This window comes from Hippea sp. KM1 (assembly GCF_000526195.1).
Classification (GTDB): domain Bacteria; phylum Campylobacterota_A; class Desulfurellia; order Desulfurellales; family Hippeaceae; genus Hippea.
In genome coordinates, this window is sequence record NZ_JAFP01000001.1 from 1,326,726 (window position 1) to 1,345,375 (window position 18,650).

At 42.2% G+C, this 18,650-nt stretch carries 12 protein-coding genes; 3 read left to right on the forward strand and 9 right to left on the reverse strand.

Annotated features, from left to right (window positions below; genetic code table 11):
- Positions 1–81: 81 nt before the first annotated feature.
- Positions 82–525, forward strand: coding sequence for an Hsp20/alpha crystallin family protein (locus D891_RS0106815; RefSeq protein ID WP_025270375.1), 444 nt, complete (start codon positions 82–84; stop codon positions 523–525).
- 71 nt (positions 526–596) lie between these two features.
- Entirely contained in the window at positions 597–3,203 is a 2,607-nt protein-coding gene (gene clpB, locus D891_RS0106820; protein ID WP_025270376.1) for an ATP-dependent chaperone ClpB, read from the forward strand.
- Positions 3,204–3,231: 28 nt separating this feature from the next.
- Here clpB and D891_RS0106825 read toward each other — a convergent pair whose 3' ends face one another.
- The 9 genes from D891_RS0106825 to D891_RS0106865 all read right to left on the reverse strand — a co-directional run bounded on the left by D891_RS0106825 (position 3,232) and on the right by D891_RS0106865 (position 12,401).
- Positions 3,232–3,765 (reverse strand): pilus assembly PilX family protein, encoded by a 534-nt coding sequence (locus tag D891_RS0106825; RefSeq protein ID WP_025270377.1) that lies wholly within the window; start codon positions 3,763–3,765, stop codon positions 3,232–3,234.
- Positions 3,762–4,841, reverse strand: a complete 1,080-nt coding sequence (locus D891_RS09240; protein WP_025270378.1) for a PilW family protein — start codon at positions 4,839–4,841, stop codon at positions 3,762–3,764. The genes D891_RS0106825 and D891_RS09240 overlap by 4 nt, the downstream gene beginning before the upstream one ends.
- The gene (locus tag D891_RS0106835; RefSeq protein ID WP_025270379.1) at positions 4,834–5,226 is read right to left on the reverse strand and encodes a type IV pilus modification PilV family protein; all 393 of its coding nucleotides are present in this window, start codon (positions 5,224–5,226) and stop codon (positions 4,834–4,836) included. The genes D891_RS09240 and D891_RS0106835 overlap by 8 nt, the downstream gene beginning before the upstream one ends.
- Positions 5,198–5,671 carry a pilus assembly FimT family protein gene (locus tag D891_RS09570; protein WP_025270380.1) on the reverse strand — a complete coding sequence of 158 codons (474 nt, stop codon included), beginning with the start codon at positions 5,669–5,671 and terminating at the stop codon, positions 5,198–5,200. Before D891_RS09570 ends, D891_RS0106835 begins: the two co-directional genes overlap by 29 nt.
- The gene (locus D891_RS09870; protein WP_156919078.1) at positions 5,668–8,040 is read right to left on the reverse strand and encodes a hypothetical protein; all 2,373 of its coding nucleotides are present in this window, start codon (positions 8,038–8,040) and stop codon (positions 5,668–5,670) included. Before D891_RS09870 ends, D891_RS09570 begins: the two co-directional genes overlap by 4 nt.
- Before the next feature lie 1,322 nt (positions 8,041–9,362).
- On the reverse strand, positions 9,363–9,728 hold the full coding sequence (locus D891_RS0106850; RefSeq protein WP_025270382.1) for a hypothetical protein: 366 nt from the start codon (positions 9,726–9,728) through the stop codon (positions 9,363–9,365).
- 76 nt (positions 9,729–9,804) lie between these two features.
- Entirely contained in the window at positions 9,805–10,194 is a 390-nt protein-coding gene (locus tag D891_RS0106855; RefSeq protein WP_025270383.1) for an HIT family protein, read from the reverse strand.
- On the reverse strand, positions 10,175–10,468 hold the full coding sequence (locus D891_RS0106860) for a DUF134 domain-containing protein (protein ID WP_029952109.1): 294 nt from the start codon (positions 10,466–10,468) through the stop codon (positions 10,175–10,177). The genes D891_RS0106855 and D891_RS0106860 overlap by 20 nt, the downstream gene beginning before the upstream one ends.
- A 46-nt stretch (positions 10,469–10,514) precedes the next feature.
- Entirely contained in the window at positions 10,515–12,401 is a 1,887-nt protein-coding gene (locus tag D891_RS0106865; protein ID WP_025270384.1) for an oxidoreductase, read from the reverse strand.
- A gap of 180 nt (positions 12,402–12,581) precedes the next feature.
- Between D891_RS0106865 and D891_RS0106870 the strand changes: the two genes are divergently transcribed.
- Complete coding sequence (locus tag D891_RS0106870; protein ID WP_025270385.1) at positions 12,582–18,638, forward strand: vWA domain-containing protein; 6,057 nt, start codon at positions 12,582–12,584, stop codon at positions 18,636–18,638.
- The last annotated feature ends 12 nt before the right edge of the window (positions 18,639–18,650 follow it).

An 18,650-nucleotide genomic window follows, 5' to 3' on the forward strand; every position in this document is an offset into this window, starting at 1 on the left:
TACCTCAAGGACTTGACAATATTATTATCAAGGTTATATTCAATAGCGGAATTAAAAATGAGAAACAAGGAGGTGAGAGCCATGTTGAATGCATTGGAGCCTTTCAAGGAGTTAACAACACTCCAGGAGAGATTAAACAGGGTATTCAATGATCTTATGCCAAGCGCCAGTCAGAGCAGGGATAGCGCCGAGTGGATGCCGGCCGTTGACATCTATGAGACAAAGGATTCCATCAACATCGAGGTTGAAGCGCCTGGCATGAAAGAGGAAGACATCAAGATAAATCTTGAGAATAACACATTGACCATCTACGGTGAGAGGAAGTTTGAGAAGAAAGAGGAAGGCAAGAACTATTACAGGATGGAAAGGAGCTACGGTTCGTTCTCAAGGAGCTTTTTGTTGCCCGACAATGTGGATGTCGATGCCATTAAGGCAAAATACAAGGACGGTGTTTTGACAATAACGCTTCCGAAAAAACCTGAATCCAAACCCAAAGAGATACCGATCGAGAAAGAGGCAAAGTAAGACGGTAATGCCGAGGGAGGGGTGCCCTCCCCTGGTTTTGCCGCCAAAATAAAAAAATTTAGGAGGGAGTTATGGATATAAACAGACTGACCGTAAAATCTCAAGAGGCGCTGCAGGCAGCAAAACAGATAGCAGAGTCCAATAAAAACCAGGAGATTGGCTCGCTTCACCTATTGAGGGCCTTGATCTCAGACCATGAGAGTGTTGCTGTTTCTATACTTAAGAAATTAGGCACCGATATATCTGCTTTTACATCATACACCGACAGCTTAATAGAGAAGATTCCGAAGGTTGAGATCACAGGCTCAACATCCACGCAGTTTTACATAACCAAGGAGTTGGATGATGTATTCAACAGAGCTGAAGAGCAGATGCGCCTGATGGAGGATGAATACATAAGCGTTGAGCACTTCTTGATAGCTCTGTCTGAGAAGTGTGATGCAGCTGAGGTGTTTAAGCATTTTGGCATCAAAAAGGACGAACTCTTAAAGGCGTTAGTCGATATAAGGGGTGGAGTTAGAGTAACGGATCAGAACCCCGAAGAGAAATACGAAGCCCTAAAGAAGTATGGAAGAGACATAACAGAGCTTGCAAAGAGCGGAAAATTAGACCCCGTCATTGGAAGGGACGAGGAGATTAGAAGAACCATACAGATACTCTCAAGGAGAACAAAGAACAACCCCGTCTTGATAGGTGAGCCCGGCGTGGGTAAAACGGCTATCGTTGAGGGATTGGCGCAGAGGATAGCAAAGGGTGATGTGCCAGAAAGCCTAAAAGACAAAACCCTGATAGAGCTCGACCTGGGCGCACTGATAGCTGGCGCTAAGTTTAGGGGCGAGTTCGAGGAGAGGCTTAAAGCCGTATTGAACGAGGTAAAGCGCTCAGAGGGTAAGATTATACTGTTTATAGACGAGCTTCACACCGTCGTAGGAGCGGGTGCGGCCGAAGGTTCCATGGATGCATCGAATATGTTAAAACCGATGCTTGCAAGGGGTGAATTGCGCTGTATAGGAGCCACAACACTAAAGGAATACAGAAAATACATAGAAAAAGATGCGGCATTGCAGAGGAGATTCCAGCCGGTCTTTGTGAAAGAGCCAACTGTGGAGGATACCATATCGATTTTAAGGGGTCTTAAGGAGAAGTATGAGCTCCATCACGGTGTCAGGATAAAGGATTCTGCAATAGTGGCAGCCGCTGTCCTAAGTCATAGATACATCACCGATAGGTTCTTGCCCGACAAGGCAATCGACTTAATAGATGAGGCTGCAGCAAGCCTAAAAACGCAGCTTGAGAGTGATATAGAGCCCATAGACAATCTAAACAGGAAGATAGCTCAGCTTGAGATAGAGCGTCAGGCTCTAAAGAAAGAAAACGACGAGGATTCCAAAAAGAGGCTTGAAGAGCTTGAAAAAGAGCTAAGTCAACTAAAAGAGCAACTCAATCAAATAAAGGCAAGATGGCAATACGAAAAAGGCCTGATAGAATCGATACGCAACATCAAAGAGAAGATAGACAAAATCAAAACGCAGATCGAGATTGCCGAAAGGAACGGTGATTTTGAGAAGGCAAGCGTATTGAAATACGGAGAGCTTCCAAAATTACAAAAGGAGCTTGAAGAGAAACAGAAAGAGTTAAACTCCATAGAAAACAGGCTCTTAAAAGAGGAGGTAACCGAGGAAGAGGTCGCTGCAATCGTCTCCAGATGGACAGGTATCCCAGTTGCCAAGATGTTGGAAAGCGAAAAGGAAAAGCTCCTTAAGATGGAGGATAAACTAAAAGAAAGGGTCGTTGGGCAGGATCACGCCGTTAAAGCCGTTAGCGAGGCTATATTGCGTTCAAGGGCTGGACTGTCCGACAAAAACAGACCTATCGCCTCGTTTATATTCTTAGGGCCAACAGGTGTGGGAAAGACCGAGTTATCCAAGGCTTTAGCTGAATACCTGTTTGACGATGAGAGGGCTATAATAAGGATAGACATGAGCGAATACATGGAGAAATTCTCCGTCTCAAGGCTAATAGGTGCACCGCCTGGATATGTTGGATACGAAGAGGGTGGCCAGCTAACCGAAGCTGTAAGGAGAAAGCCCTATTCAGTGGTTCTGTTAGATGAGATAGAGAAGGCGCATCCGGATGTATTCAATATATTGCTGCAGGTTTTAGATGATGGACGCCTGACCGATTCAAAGGGTGTAACGGTGGATTTCAGAAACACCGTTATCATAATGACATCCAACATAGGCAGTGAATACCTAACAAGGATCAAGGGGGAGCCAGGCACAGAGGGATATAAAATCGAGTTCGAGAAGGCAGTTGCTGAGGTTAACGCCGAGCTTAAAAGAAGATTTAAGCCCGAATTCCTAAACAGGATAGATGAAATAATCGTATTCAATCCGTTAGGCAGGAACGAGATAAAACAGATCGTAAGGCTGCTGCTTAAAAAGACCCAGCAAAAACTCAAGGAAAACGGCTATGAGCTTGAGGTAAGCGACAGGCTCGTTGAAAGGATAGCCGATGAAGGCTTCGATCCTGTATACGGAGCAAGACCGCTAAGGAGATACATACAAAACAGGCTCGAAAACGCACTTGCGCGGGCAATCCTTGAGGGTAGATTTGTAAAGGGCGATAAGATCTTCGCAGACTTTGAGAACAACGAGATAGTCTTCAAAAAAGCCTAAAAGGAGGGGAGACCCTCCTTTTTTCTTTTTAATCTGTCCTTAAAAATACTATAATCCATGCCCTTTCCTGTGGATTGTTTTTATTTTGGGATACAACATCAAAGGTGTAATACCACTTACCAGAGGAAGAGCCTCTGGTATCGACAAGTTTCATATAGACCTCATAATCGCCTAAATCGAGCTTCGTATCATAGTAATCTATTATATCCTCAACGGTATCGTGTGATGACAGCTGAGATTCATTGTCTATTCGATTATTGGATTCTATGTATTTTTTGCAACTTTCAGCCCAATTTTCGGTATTTTGTTGCACCTTGCACTTTGCATCTGTATCGGAAGGCATACCCTTATGGTAAACATAACCGGACATGCTTCTGACAAAATATTCCACACCTCCTTTGGCGGCCTCTAAGGCTGTCGTATACACCTTCATAGATCCCGACATCTTTGTGCCGCTTAATACAAGCTGCATAAGTGCGGCTATCAAAGCCATAGCAACCAGGGACAATACCAGGGCTGTTATAAGTGCTATACCTTTATTATTCAGCCTTTTCTTCATCATTCCAAATTCCTTTTTCTGACTTTTATATTTAACGGATCAACAACAAGCTCTACCATCTTCCATCTGTAATGCTTCTGATCACCAGTGGGGGTAAATTCATCCGATGTATCCGTTGTATCGTCTCTTAGTTTAAAACTCTGATTAAATGTAAAATCGGGGTCTTTTTTACCCTCCTGATAAACAATAAACACCTTAACCTGTTTTAGTTGTTCCCTGATTTCCTTGCTAATATCCGAATTGGCTACACTATTATCGTATGGAGCATCACTCCAATCATCAATACTCCCATCACTGTTATTATCCAATCCAAATTTAACCTGAAACTTCACGACACAATCCATAATAGGCTGCTCATTTCTTTTTCCATCTGATTGCCTTATAGTGGCCCTATATAGCTCGTAAGTATTCGGGGCGCATCTTTTTGGCATACCATCTGTGGGTCTTTTTAGATAGTAATCTACTCTATTGAATGGCATTCTTGGATTATTATCATCTATACCAAAAAATAGATATATATTACCCCCGGGCTTACATGTTGTCCCAAAGTCACTATCTGTTACATATTTCAAAAACTCCATATTCTCAGGCTTTACCACGGCAAAATATATATCATCTATATTACCATCTCCTCCTAACGCCTTATAATAAACCTCATCACTTAAATTCTCATACACATAACCCCAATGCTCCGTGTATTTATTAAGTGCTGCCACTGATGAACGGATAACAAGGACATCAGAGTTATCCGGACCAGCATTATTTGCAAAAGAAAAGGCCTCAGGTTTTGACGAATCCTCGGCATTTAAATCATGTGGATCGGGTGTATATTTAGAATCATAATCAGCTTCATTGTAAGAAACACTAATATTCCAGGGCAGACCAAAACCCGCCATTTCTATGTCCTTTCTTAACATCTCAAGCCCTATCAAATTGTTTATATTGCTCTGGGCTATGCCGCTCTGCTGTATTTGGGATTTAAGCACCACTATATAGCTTCTGTATATCATCGCAAGAACTATGCCCAATATAGCCAGAACAACCAACAACTCAATCAGAGTGATACCCTTTCTATTCATCTCTATACACCTTTGTCTGTAAAGTATAAGTGTAATGCTTGCCCTTGTAATCGTATGAAACATTAACGGTCAAATCACTAACCCCACCCTTTGTAAAACTATTGGGGTCTGAAGGGTTGGCTTGTATGGTGTATGTTACGGTGTGATTTCTATATGTGATGTTATCTTCGCTTGGGCAAACCTGCATAACCCTCATGCTCTCCACGCACGATTGGGCAATCTTTACGGCTTCATTTCTTAATGCATTTAAAACATTGAGTTGAGTATAGACAATCAAGGCATGCGCCAGAGCAAGAAAAACCACCAAAACTATAACAATAGCAACAAGCAACTCTATAAGGCTAAAACCTTTATCCCTATTCCTCGGTATTACAGTCTGTTCCATCCCACTTCCCTAAAGATATTCTAATTTCAGATATATTTACACAACTATACCTTGCACCATAATCATCACCCTTTATGTGGATATTACCGTTGTGATCAGCAGTTCCATCAGAAGAAAAATCTACATAACTAACGCCAAGCTTTATACTTCCCTCAAAGTCATTCTTCAGCTGAATCTCCCCTATTTTGCTGCCACCACAATACAGATCCACCTTTTTAAACGGATTAGCTGCCCACTGCATCTTGCATTCCTGCTTTCCAGAAAAAGCTCTAACCCTCAACTCGTTTAGCGCTGAGTATATCTTTTGAACATCGCCAGATACATCCTCTTTTTTTACCCACCTGTTATACATGGGTATGGCTATGGACAACATGATAACTATCAAGGCTATAACAACAAGCAACTCAATCAATGTTATGCCTTTTTTATTCATCAACCTTTTCATCTCTCTATCTCATAGAGTATTTCTGCTGGATTCCTCGTTGGCCTTTCAACTATAGCCGACCTATTGGGCGGTGCAGTTCCAACTGTCCAATCTGTTGCTTTATCGTTCTTTTTAGTAAATGGATTGCTTCCACCAGTCGGGTTTTGTGGGTTAATATCCATATCAAACTTAGTAATCTTACCAACCGATGTCTGCAATAAGAGTGTTCCTACTATTCTGCCGGTTAAATTACATGTCTGATGGACAAGCGATTCTCCTGTGGCGCAGTTCATACCCCACATTCTCGACCTACCACCAAAACCACAGATATCCGATGTGGGTTCGGTTGTTGTGAAAAACACAGCATCCATGGATGATACAGTGGTGCCTGTAATATCCCTTTCTTTGTTATACCCATCGCCTTTTGGATCTAAATCCTGATACCAGCCATAAAGCGTATCATCAACATAAGAACACGAATTCTCAGATGTATGCAGAGCAGAACTACCCAATGTGCAGTCTGTATCACCATCACTCTCCAGACAAGCCTCAATCTTTATGCCATACAACCTTTCTATATCAGAATCATCCTTACCAGGATCATCATCCCTAAAGAAATACCTTCCGCTGCCAAAGTAAAGAAAACCCTTTTTTGAGCCGCCTACATTGCACTTATAATAGCTTATAGGCACTATAACAGGCCCAATAGGATTGCTAAATAATTTGAATATCGTCCAATTGGCGGGGTTATCATCATCTATCTTGACCCCAACCACATTACCCTTCCAATTATCCCCATCCTTATACACAACGCCAAAGAAAACAGCCTTCGTCGTTTCATACCATCTACTATCGTCCAATACCCCATATTTTGACATCCTGCCGCCAAATGCATTACCCAAACCAAGTTCATCGGAAACATTTATGGTGTATGTCGAGGATATAGTAAAGTCATCTTTTAAACGAAGAACGAACAGCCTCAACTTCTGACCAACCTCACCGTTATAATTTGTGGGGCCTGAGGCAAACATTACATAATAGTTATAGCCACCAGAGTCGTTCCTTCTTTTTATAAATGTCGGACCAGAATAACTGAATCCCAGGTTTTTATTCGTGAATTCCCATAAAAACTTAGGATGCACAGGATCTGTTATATCGAGGGCAAAATAAGAAGACAATCCCAGACAGTAATTGGATGACGACACCACAGGATCCCTATCGTGCGCATAAGCAGAGGTGTTATCACATGTATCCTCAGGAGGGTTTATGCACACAGAGGAGTTATCACATCCGACGGCACCACCAAGCCTCATGCCGCCTATCAAAATCCTCTTATCAATAGTGCCGTCGCTATTGTTATCCAGTTCTATAATGGTTGGCGTTAAGTCCACATAGTATAGATGACAATAATCTGGATCGGCTAAGAATCTCAGATACGGAAGGGCGTTTTTAGGTATAAACGCCCACAACTCCTCACCCAATTTATCTGTATCTTCATAGGTTCTATCGTTCCTTAGTTTAGCCAGCTGATATACGCCCAGCCTATCATATCTATACTTACCAACCCTAAATGCATGCAACATACCGTCATTAGCCCCTACAAAGGCCACGGCATAGTCATCGTAATTTACAATCTTGGGTGTTGAGTATATTATATCCCCTAATTTCCAAACATCACCCGAAGGATTTATCTTTCTTTCCCTATAGCCAGATATATCGACACCGTAAATATAATTCTTCAAATCGCTAAATGTTATACTCTTGGAGTATTTTACAGATTCTGTTTCTTCATCTATGGTTCCATCCCCGTTTTCATCCCCAAATAATTTAGAGTAATAAAGGTTATTGTTAGAATCGTTTGATAAATCCTTTAATTCAACAAGGTCTTTTGGAGAGGATGGCTGTGTATCATCTACATATGTATATATCTTTCTATCCATAGCATTCTCCTGGGCAAGAACACTACCAGCCTCCCAAACGGAATGCGCCTCGTCCAAACCATCATACACAACATCTGCGGTTGACGAGACATTATCACCTGTGCACGAACTCTTAAAGGCCTTGATCTTAAGCTTATTATCCTCAAACTCATAACTCATTATATAATCGCCACCAGCCGAGCCGTTGCTGCATATATCGAGGTCTTTATTAACTATCGTATCTTCCCTCATGTTGCTTTTGAATGTTTGACCGGTTTCTGAGGTATAGAACCACCAATTATACAACGATCCAGCCCAATCAACGGTATAACTTTTACCGTTATTTATGAGTATCTTTTGAGGATAAAAAGCAGCCTGCAATATACCTGCATTTACCCTCTCTTTCTCTGATAAAACAGATGTCGCTGTGCCGGAAGAGACCTGTTTCAACATATTATTAATAGCGTCCATTATCTTATTTTCAAGCTCCTTTCCTTCTTGAGCTTCGTAGTAATTATCAGGAATATCGTTACTATCACTATCCCACTCTTTCTGCAAATCGGGTATATTATTATTATTTATATCATTAAATCCACCATACTTTGCGGCTTTTTTCAGTAGATCTCTAGCTGTATCGCTATTACCAAATGTATAAACTACATATAAGCTTAAGTTTTGAGTGCCATCCATATCATTTCTCAAATCAGAAACATGACTATAATAGGCTACACCCTCCAAATAATAAGTTCCATCCCCTGAAAAGTCGGAACTCCATTGGGATGAATAATTCTCATTCTCTGCAATTTTATCCATCCAGGTTTTAATATTGAGATTGGAATCTGTCACTTTTCCGACCCTACCATAAAAATAACTCCCTGGCAAATTCTTATCTTTTGTTGATTCACCGTCAGTAATAAGTAGAACAAAACTCTTCTGGCATCTATATTGAATAGGATCATTATTAGAGTAACTTACACCTCTATTATATGCAGAGCTTTCCGCCTCAAAATATCTTATGGCCTCATAATAAGTTTCAGCCAAAGGAGTCCAGGTCGAAGGTTCTATATTCCTAATCTTACTTACCAACTCTTGATTTTCACCTGGCCCTGATACCTGCTCCGCCACATACCCACCATCTAAGTTAACTCCGTCCTCATATCTATTTCCTACATTAAAGAACATAAGTCCAAACCTAACTTTATTCCACATTTTTTGAACTATGCCAGTTTTTTCACCTTCAAGTTTAATCTTTATATAATAAGGATTGTCATAATAATAAAAAACTTTTTTCCACCAATATCCAACATAAAACTTACCGCCAGTAACCAAAAAACTTTGATTTCCACTATATGGCGTATAATCATCTACATTGCTGTATTCTTTATTGTAGTCTCTATCAGGATTTGGAGCACCTATTAAATACCACACTCCGCCTGTTTCTATTTCTCTACCACCAACCAACACTTTTTTTAATATATCCACCCTTCTCATGGTAAGCCAATTCAAAAAATTACCATCCCACTCACCGGATTCATCTTCATAAAAATACCCACCACTATTATTGTATTTATACTTTTTATTGGAATCAAAATAGCCATAATAAGTAACAGATGGGTTAAAGTCGTTTTTGTAAGCAAAATCATACATACTCCCAGAATTATCCAAAATAATCAGAACATTAGGACAAACGGATTGGGTTATAAATGGTGGCACTGCGCAGTAATCAGCTATAGAAGCAGCAGAAATACAGGGATAAAATGTTATAATAAATATCAAGATAAACAATATCTTTTTCATCTCGGAATCTCCTTAACTGTAATTTTAATAAGAGTTTGATCTTCAGCATTTACCTCAACTAACACATCATACCCCTTTTTTAAAAGCCTATTTGTTTTAAGCAAAGTTTTATTACCTTTTGCAAGTAATACTAACGAACCAAATTTAATATTTGTTTTGCTAGTAATAAAGTAATTTTCTTTTTTTTGTGTTTTAAAGTTAAAAATAGTTAGAATATTTTTATTTATTCTAACAATTTCACCTTCGATGCGCTGAAGCTGTATAGATTTAGCAATAACAATACTAGAAAAGAAAGTGATATTAAAAATTAATAACGAAAGCAACACAAAAGCATTTTTTATGCTACCCTTTACATGCCACACACTTTACCCCCTTCTACCATATTTTCACTTTACATTCTACACCCTCTATGTGAAAAAATCGTGAAAAAACCGATTTTTAGAACGGATAAATACGGCGGGATGGAATAACACCCCTTACTCCACCCCGTGGATTCCTTATATCACCCTCATATCGGGGTATTAGATGGATATGCAGATGCATTATGGTTTGACCTGCAATCTGACCAACATTTACACCTATGTTGTATCCGGCTGGCGAAAACTCCCTATCCAAGAAAACCCTCGCCTGGCTTATTAGCTCATGAATAGCCAACACCTCCTCCCTGGTGGCATCGAAAAAACTCCAGAAATGTCTAAATGGCACTATGAGCATATGACCTCTGTTTACAGGGTATTTATCAAAGATGGCATAACAGAGATGATTTTTAAGAATTATATCAAGCTTCTCTGTATCGCAAAAGATACACCTATTCTTCTTGTTCGACACCCTCTTCTATCTCTATGGCTTTTGAATTAATTAATGCATCTGCTATCTTCTGATGCGCCCTTTCTATAATCCGGGAAAAGGTAGGTCTTGAGATCTGCATGAGTTCGCTGGCCTGTTGCTGATACATACCCTCAAAATCTGCAAGCCTTATAGCCTCAAGCTCATCATAGCTAAGCGTAACCCTATCAAGCGTATTGGCCGGTATGCCGCAGGGCTTAAAACAAACCCTTCCAAATCTAAACCTTACCCTCCCCCTCTTCCTTCTCCTTGGCATATCAAAACCTCAATCAAAAAAAGGGGGCAACCCCTCCCTATCACTGTTAATACTTTGCCACGACATCGTATGCATCATGCGTTGCCTGATAAATATCACCAATCTGATTGGCATCGCCGATTATCTCAACATTATCAAACTTATCCTTGATCTGCTCATACAGGGACTTCTGCGGTCTTGTTCCTATGCTTGTAATTATCGTATCAAATTTGCCCAGGTTTTCTTCCTTGCCGTCCTTGCTTATTATAGCACCCTCTTCTGTAAATCTCTCCAATCTCGCGCCTGTTATAATTTTAGCTTTGGGGTTGGTGCTAAGCCTTGCAAGCGTGAAGTCAGCTGGAAGTTCCTCCAATATATCAACGCCAACAACCTCATCAAACCCTTTATTAATCAAAAGATCCTCCATGGCCTCCCTTCCTATCAGGCCAACACCCAACACCAAAGCACGTTTGCCTTTTGGTTGCTTTTCACCCTCAAAGTATGTAAAGGCATCAAGGGCATATTCATTCTCGATACCCTCAATCCCCGGAACTGAAGAGGAAGCGCCTGTAGCAACAACGACCACATCGGGATTTTCTGCCTTAATCTTATCGTATGTTGCCTCTTCAAAAACAACCCTCACATTATACCTCTCAAGCTCCTTTATCATGGAATTGAGCGGCCTTTGCATAGCATCCTTAAACGGAGGCTTGACAGCCAAATTAAACTGCCCTCCGAGTTTTTTGGCCTCAAACAACACAACATCATAGCCCTTCATAGCAGCATAGGTGGCAGCCGCCATACCGGCCGGGCCTCCACCAACAACGACAAACTTAAGGCTCTTGCCGGTCTTTTCGAATCTATCCCTGTTGATAAACGGATTGATTATACAACCTAAACCGATACCGGATTTTACCTTAAGCAGACAACCCTGCAGGCAGCCTCCGCAGTAATATATCTCATCGTCCCTGTCTTCCTTTAGCTTCTTAACGAATCCTTGATCGCAGGCCAACGACTTACCAAGACCAATGAGATCGGCCCACCCCTCATTTAAGGCGGACTCTATCTTGCTTTTATCAGCCATCCTTCCATCAACAATTAGCGGCAGTTTTGTTAGGGACTTTATAGCCTTAAAGGCCTCTATTTGCTTTTCTGTGGGTGTAAATGTTGCAGAATAATACCATGGCGGTGTATCGCATGCATTACCCAAGCCGGCATGTATAGCCACAGCACCGTATGATTCAGCCAGATCTATTATGGGCTTATTTGCCTGTGGCGTAATGCCGCCCTCAACAAACTCACTTGCTGCTATTCTAACAATTACCGGCATGCCGTCTGCGTTCTTAAATACCTCATCAAACACCTCTTTTGCAAACAAAAGCTTATCCTTGCCGTATTCATCACTCCTTTTGTTTAACCTATCGCTTAGAAATTGTGCAATAATATAACCCATACCGGCCTGAAGCTCAACGGCATCAAAACCGGCCTCTTTAGCCCTTCTTGTGGCTTCTCCAAAAGCCTTTATTATCTCTTTAATCTGCTCCTTTGTTAACTCCTGGGGCGTCTGGCCCGTGGCAGGGCATTTTATAGCGGTTGGTGCAAGCGGTGGTTGACCCGATGCCTTTGGGTTGGCTGCCCTTCCAGCATGATTGAGGTTTAAGCAGGCCAACGAGCCATTCTGGTGTATAACATCCGTAATCTTTCTAAGCTCATCAACGCAGTAATCCTCATCTATACAAAGCTGCTTGGGGTGCTCCCTGCCGCTTTTTAAAACAGCAACCGGCTCTGTGATTATTAATGCTATCTCTCCCTCTGCCACCTTTTTGTAAAAGTTCAGATGGAGTTGATTCACCTCCCCCTTGGGGTTGCCGTATGCCGTCTTCACAGGGGCCATGACAAACCTGTTCTTCAGTGTCAAATTGCCCAACCTTACACCATCAAACATTCCAGCCATATCTAAACCTCCTAAACGATTTAACTCTCATTTAAAACTAAAGACCAACTGGTAAAATAATAACAAAAAATGGGACTTTGTCAATTGACGATAATATATGAAATCATAAAAAGTATGTTTTGAAAATTTAAACCCTATCTAATATAATAGTTTACCAATGCCAAAAGAAAGGAGACGGTTATGGGGCGCAAGATATTTCTATTGTTATTGGCGGGTTTTTTTATCTTTTCAAACCTCTCTGTTGCACAGACGAACCCTATAGACAACCTGACATGCAAGGATATAAGGGTCTCAAACGACAGGGAGGAGTTTTTGGGCAAAGACATATACGGCGTTTTGTATAAATGCTCGGTGGACAATGCGACGCTTGCAGAAGATCAGATAAGGCATGCCTTCAGTGATGTAAAGACAATAGAGGACAGGCTCATAGCTAAAAGGATCCAAAAGGATCAGACAATCTGGGTTAAACTCATAAAGGATGATCGTGAGGTCAGAATCCTCAAACAGACAACCATACAGCCTGGGTCATCCCTTAAGCTAAAGGTAAGAAAACAAAACGAGAGGGTTTACTTCTATTGCAATCACCCAAACGGCCGATACTTAGCACCAATGATAGACATGCCGAAGGGCTCAGAGGTTAGCTTCCAGATCTACACAACACTCAGAAACGGCAAGCTAAAGACCGTTGTAAATTACAACAGAAGCCTTGAAGCCCAATACACAAACAACTTCCTTTTGTTGGACTATCCACAGGCAGCTGGCATGTATTTATGCTCAATTGAGGTGGAATCTGAAAAAATGCCAGCAGAGATTGGCTTTAGTCTAAAGGATTTGTCCAGTTTGCCCAAATTAAACAACTCAGATAAGTTGGGCGGAATACTGTTGAAAAACATACCATACGGCAGCGCCAAGGTGAGCCCTGAGATAGGTGAGGATATTTACCATCCCTCATTCACCGAAAGCGACCTAATCGGTGATTCAACGCCCAGCGGTGATGCCGTTTTCTGGCTTCCTTCGGGCTTGTGGCAATTGGATGTTGATCCAGTCACATCGGGCCAAACAAACATAAAGAACCTCAAGGCGCACTTTATTCCCACCTACGGTGGATACATGACTGTAGTCAACTGGCCTGAGCAGTTGCTTAAACTGTTTGAGGAGCCAAACTCCTTAAAGCTATCAATAATAGGCAAAAAAATCGGCAAAGACAGGGGCTCTGTTGATATAACGCTTTTAAACTACAAAGACAACAGCACGCTAAATAAAAGCAACTTTTCTATCTATGAGTCAGGCATTGAGGGTAAGGTTCTATCCGTTGAAAGGATAAAGAGTCCTCCAGATGTTGTTATCCTCCTTGATAGCTCAGGTTCAATGAGAAGATCTATGAGAAGGGCGAAGGCATCCACAGCCGAATTCATAAAGGGATTGCCCAAAAACAGCAAGGTCTGGCTCATTGAATTTAACTCAACGGTCAAAATACTCTCAAACACCGATAAAAGGTCTGCCCTAAAGAGCCTAAAGAAGGTTAGGGCAAGGGGCGCAACGGCCCTATACGATGCCATATTAACGGGATTGGAGATACTATCTCGTTCAAATAGGCCCACATTGATAGTCTTTACCGATGGCAAGGATTCAAATTACAACGATACAAAACGGCAGAGCAAGGCCACACAGGAGCAGCTGATGGAAGCAATAAAGAACAGCAATGTGCCCATTTTCACCATAGGGTTTGGAAAAAGCCCGGATGTATCCCTCTTAAGCAGAATAGCATCCCTAACCAAGGCCCAATTCTATCCGGCAAGGGATCCAAAGGCGCTGGAGATGGTGTTTAGAAGCATCAACGAGAACTTGGGTCATCAATGGCGGGTAGAGTTTTTAAGACCAACATCCAAAGGCCCATCCATCAAACCGGTCATAGCCATGATGATAGACAATTCAGGCTCTATGGAGGAGGAAATAGAACAGATCAGACAGATACTCGCAGGCTTTGTTAAAGAGCTGCCCGAGGGCTTTTTGGTTCAGTTATTCACATTCAGCAACAGCGTGGATGTACGGCAGGTATTAACAACGGATAAGGCAAGCCTTTTGAGGGGCATCTCCCAGATGAAAGCGCTATCCGGCACAAACACCATACTGGCGGTAAAGGAAGCATACCGATTCCTGCATTCCATACCATCGAAGAACAGGTATTTGATCTATCTGACGGATGAGGCGATCGAGGTGGAGGATGATGAGAGGGCAAAGTTTGAAACATACCTTAAAAAGCTCAAAGACGACGGTGTTAAATCCATCTGGATTGGAATGGTGGACAAAGACAAGACAAAGCCGTTTGAAAGGGTCTCAAAGCTATCGGATGGCACATACATCATAGCCCCAACGCCAGAAAAGATAAAGGAATCGCTTATTGAGCTATCCAGGCAACTTAAGGATATCAAATCGTCTGATGTCCATCTTCTAAAGGTCGTATACAAGAACACGGATAGATACGGCAGGGTAAAGATGGCCTATGATTCAATTCTGATTAACAATAAACTGAATGTAAACACAAAGGATAGCAAGACATTGGAGGGCATAACCTTCAAAAAGGGTGAAAAGCTCAAACCCTATAGCGGCGAGATATCCAAATTCTTAAGTGGTGATGACATCATAAACAGACAGGTGAAAATCATAAAGCGCATCCCGCTTAATGTTTCATCGTCCAACAAAGCTGTGAGAATTACGGTAAAGGAAGCGGTGTTTTTGGACAAACTGAGGGGTGTTGAAGCCCCTTCTGGCAAGAGGTTTATGGCATTGATCGTGCAGTTTAGAAATATCCTAAAACCCCAGGAGGTTGTGGTTTATCCGAACGGTTCATCCCATCCAGCAAGCTGGGTTGCACAGACAAGCTCAGCCAACGCAAGGATAGAAAAGAAGATCCCGGATTACCTAATACCCAACGCCAAACTCCATCTGTTCTTAAGGTGGAATAACAGACAGAGTTTTCCTGTATCCGATGCCACCTATCTTGCACAGACGCCCCTGATTTTACCAGGTGAAAACGAGATATACATAAGACCAAACAAGACCGTGGAGGGTGCGTTGATCTTTGTTGTCCCCAATGAGTTCATGAAGCAGAGCTCACTCCATCTATACGATGTGGCTTACGGCCATATAGACATACCCATATCGGGCATCATAAAGATAACAAAGGAAGAGATAGAGAAGCTCCCGAAAGAGAAGCCGAAGAAGCTATCGGATACATTCTCCATAAAAATAGAGGGGTTCAAGGATAAAAAGAAGATCTCAACGCTTGAGGCGGACGATAACGAACTCTTCAGGGTGATTCATGCCACACTCATATCCAAGATACAGGCGCACCTATCCTTAGACCCGAGCAAGAGGTTCTATCTTGCCATTAGCACACCCAAAGGGGATTTCTTCTTCAAGATGCACCCCATTACAAACAGAATTCCGTACGGTTTTTACAAATCGCAACTAATAACCCCGGGCTCCTTTAATGCCGTATCCATGGTATTTGAGATACCCAAGGTCTTAAAAGACAATCCAGCAAAGCTGGTGATTGACCTTAAGGGCTCACCTGTTGAGATACCCATAATAAAAGGCTCAATGAACTCAAAGAAACCCATAGCTGTTTCAAAGGCCAAGGGAATAGAGCTTCTCATAAACGGCCTCTATACAGCCCAAAGCGACGATTACATAAAGGAGGGGTCTCTAATTGTGGATTTAACGCTTAAGGATAAGCTCGATAACTATTCAACCATGGTTGAGGACTTTTTAGCCTTAAAGCTAAACAAAGAGGCGCGCTTAAAATTTAAAAACTTATCGCTAAAAAACGAAAGTGCCGTCATAATGGGAAAGGGGCTTGCAAACTTTGGCTATAACAGGGCAAAGCTCATACTCGGCGATGTCAACATAGACTATCAATACAACTACACAACGACCATAAGACCCAAACTTGTCGTGCTTAACGGCCAGTCAAGAAGGGTTTTGGCCATCTTTAACCTACCAAAACCAACAAAGCCCCAAAACTTTATACTCTTCTCCGACATCTTCAAGGATCTCAATCTGAGCATAACCACAACCAAGCCGTTTAAGGAATACGGGCTTTTGGTTAAGGAGGATGTGTATGAAGAAGATTCCGATTTTAAAGAAAAGCTCGATGAGGCCATAAGCAGGCTAACACAGATACGGCTCGCAAGCGGTTTTGTAAAACCGGGGAGCATTGAGGCGCCCCAGGCAAGCTTAGACGGTTCAAACCCTAAAGGATTTAACATACCAACGCCGTCTATAGTATCCTGGGGAGCAAAGAGGTGGAGCAGGATCAAGACGCTTGACGATTTAAAAAGAACAGTATCAGGCATGGAGTTGAAACCATCCGAACTGAGGGCTTGGGAGGTGGTATACTCCAAAGAGGCCTCACTCACACAGAACTGGATCACCCAAAACGGCATAGCCTACATGACGGAGGCGCTCCTAAACAGCATGGGATACTCCTCAAAGAGGCTTACTGTAAGCCTATCTGAGAAAGGGAAAGAACAGATTAAAGAATTCTTCAAGGGATACGATACAGACATATTCGAGCTTCCCGCTATTTCATATCAAGACGATAAAGGGGTAAACCACACGCTTGTGCTTCCATTCTTTAAGGAAACATGGCAGATGAGAAATGCAATAGAAAGCATTGAAGAAGCAGACTACTCCTATCCCCAGGCCTCGATTGAGGTTAGTATTACCGCCCTACCCACAACATCATCGGCCATAAAGGCGTTTACCGACATGGGCAATGCCCTCGTTGAGGGAGAGAATGAAACAACAGAAACAATAACACTAATTAACAAGAAGCTTCCGTTGAAGGATTTGAGCATGGGGTTTTTGGATATAGGTTTTGTGCAAACGATGGATTCGGGCAAGGGCAGGATAATAAAGGCCATATTGGACGGTGTCTGTGGCAGGTATGTATCGGAAGAATCGCTTGAGCTTTCAAAGTATATCCCGCTATCTGTCAACATCACCATATACTCGAATTCTGAGAAATACACAACGACACGATGGCTAAAGAAAGGTCAGTGGCCAACGGATCTGTTCTTTGTGTTGGCTGTAAACTCACCGTCTATGACAAGGGAGGCGCTCAAGTATACCAATCAGCAGTGGATGGATAGATACAAGCGCTCAAAAGACCCAAATACCATCTCTTCACTGCGCTGGTTGGGAAGGGGTATAATAACGAGGTTCATAGGGGCGCAGAGCCTATTTGAAGACTCGCTTTCAAAGAAGCTTAACCTAAAGATAAAAAGAACCACATCCACTCGGGTCATCGTTGTAAGCTTCAGGGTAACCAAGGATTCAAAATCACCGACGACATCCCTGGATCTGGTCAATGTCTATCCGCAAATAGAGGCAGACGATCATTCCAAGAGGGCATTTAACATCATTTCGGGCATCTATTACACCAATTTAGAGAAGTTTGCCAATCCAGGAGGGTTTAATGTTTTTGATCTCTGGAGCCTTTTGCCAAACGATACGAAGATCATGCTTTTATCCCCTCAAGATGCCGAAGACTTAGCAGAAGAACTAAAAAGGCAAAACTATCCTGGCTGGATGATAAAGCACATAAAGGATACGCAAAATTACCTGCTATTTCCGTCAAAGCCGTTGAATATGGATGGTTACCTAAAAACCGCCTGGCTTGAGATAGACCCACAAACCTACAGGGTGTATTCGTATTTTGACACAGGTGAGAGGGGGAGCATCACAGAAAGCGCTGTTATAAACGAGAATGTTGCGGCTATGGTGGATTATATGGTGGGCTTTTGGATGGGTGTTCAAACATCGGTTTGGTCTGTGGCCAGCTTCTCCTTAGAGTTAGACAACTGGGAGGATATAAAAACCCAGGCCCACGCATTTGCCAGGATGCTGGGGGACTATCTGCAGGCTGTGCTCGAATCAAAGGAGAGGCTATCGTCTATGGATTGGCAGAAATTACAAAAGATAGCCCAGGGCAAATACGCAGAGGCATACGGCATAGAGAAGGCCCAATACGGCGGTTTTGACAAAAACAAATTGGCCGAGGATATAAAGAAGGATGCCCAGAGCAGGGGCTGGCAATCAAGCGATATTCAGGACATTTTAAAGAAGGGAAACCTAAAGGATATGGCAAAAGAGACAGAGGGAAAATTCAGGAGCAAGTACGGTGGATTTGTAAATGGCTTTAAAGACGGTGTGGAGTTTTACTTCAAATAAAAAAGGGGAGCC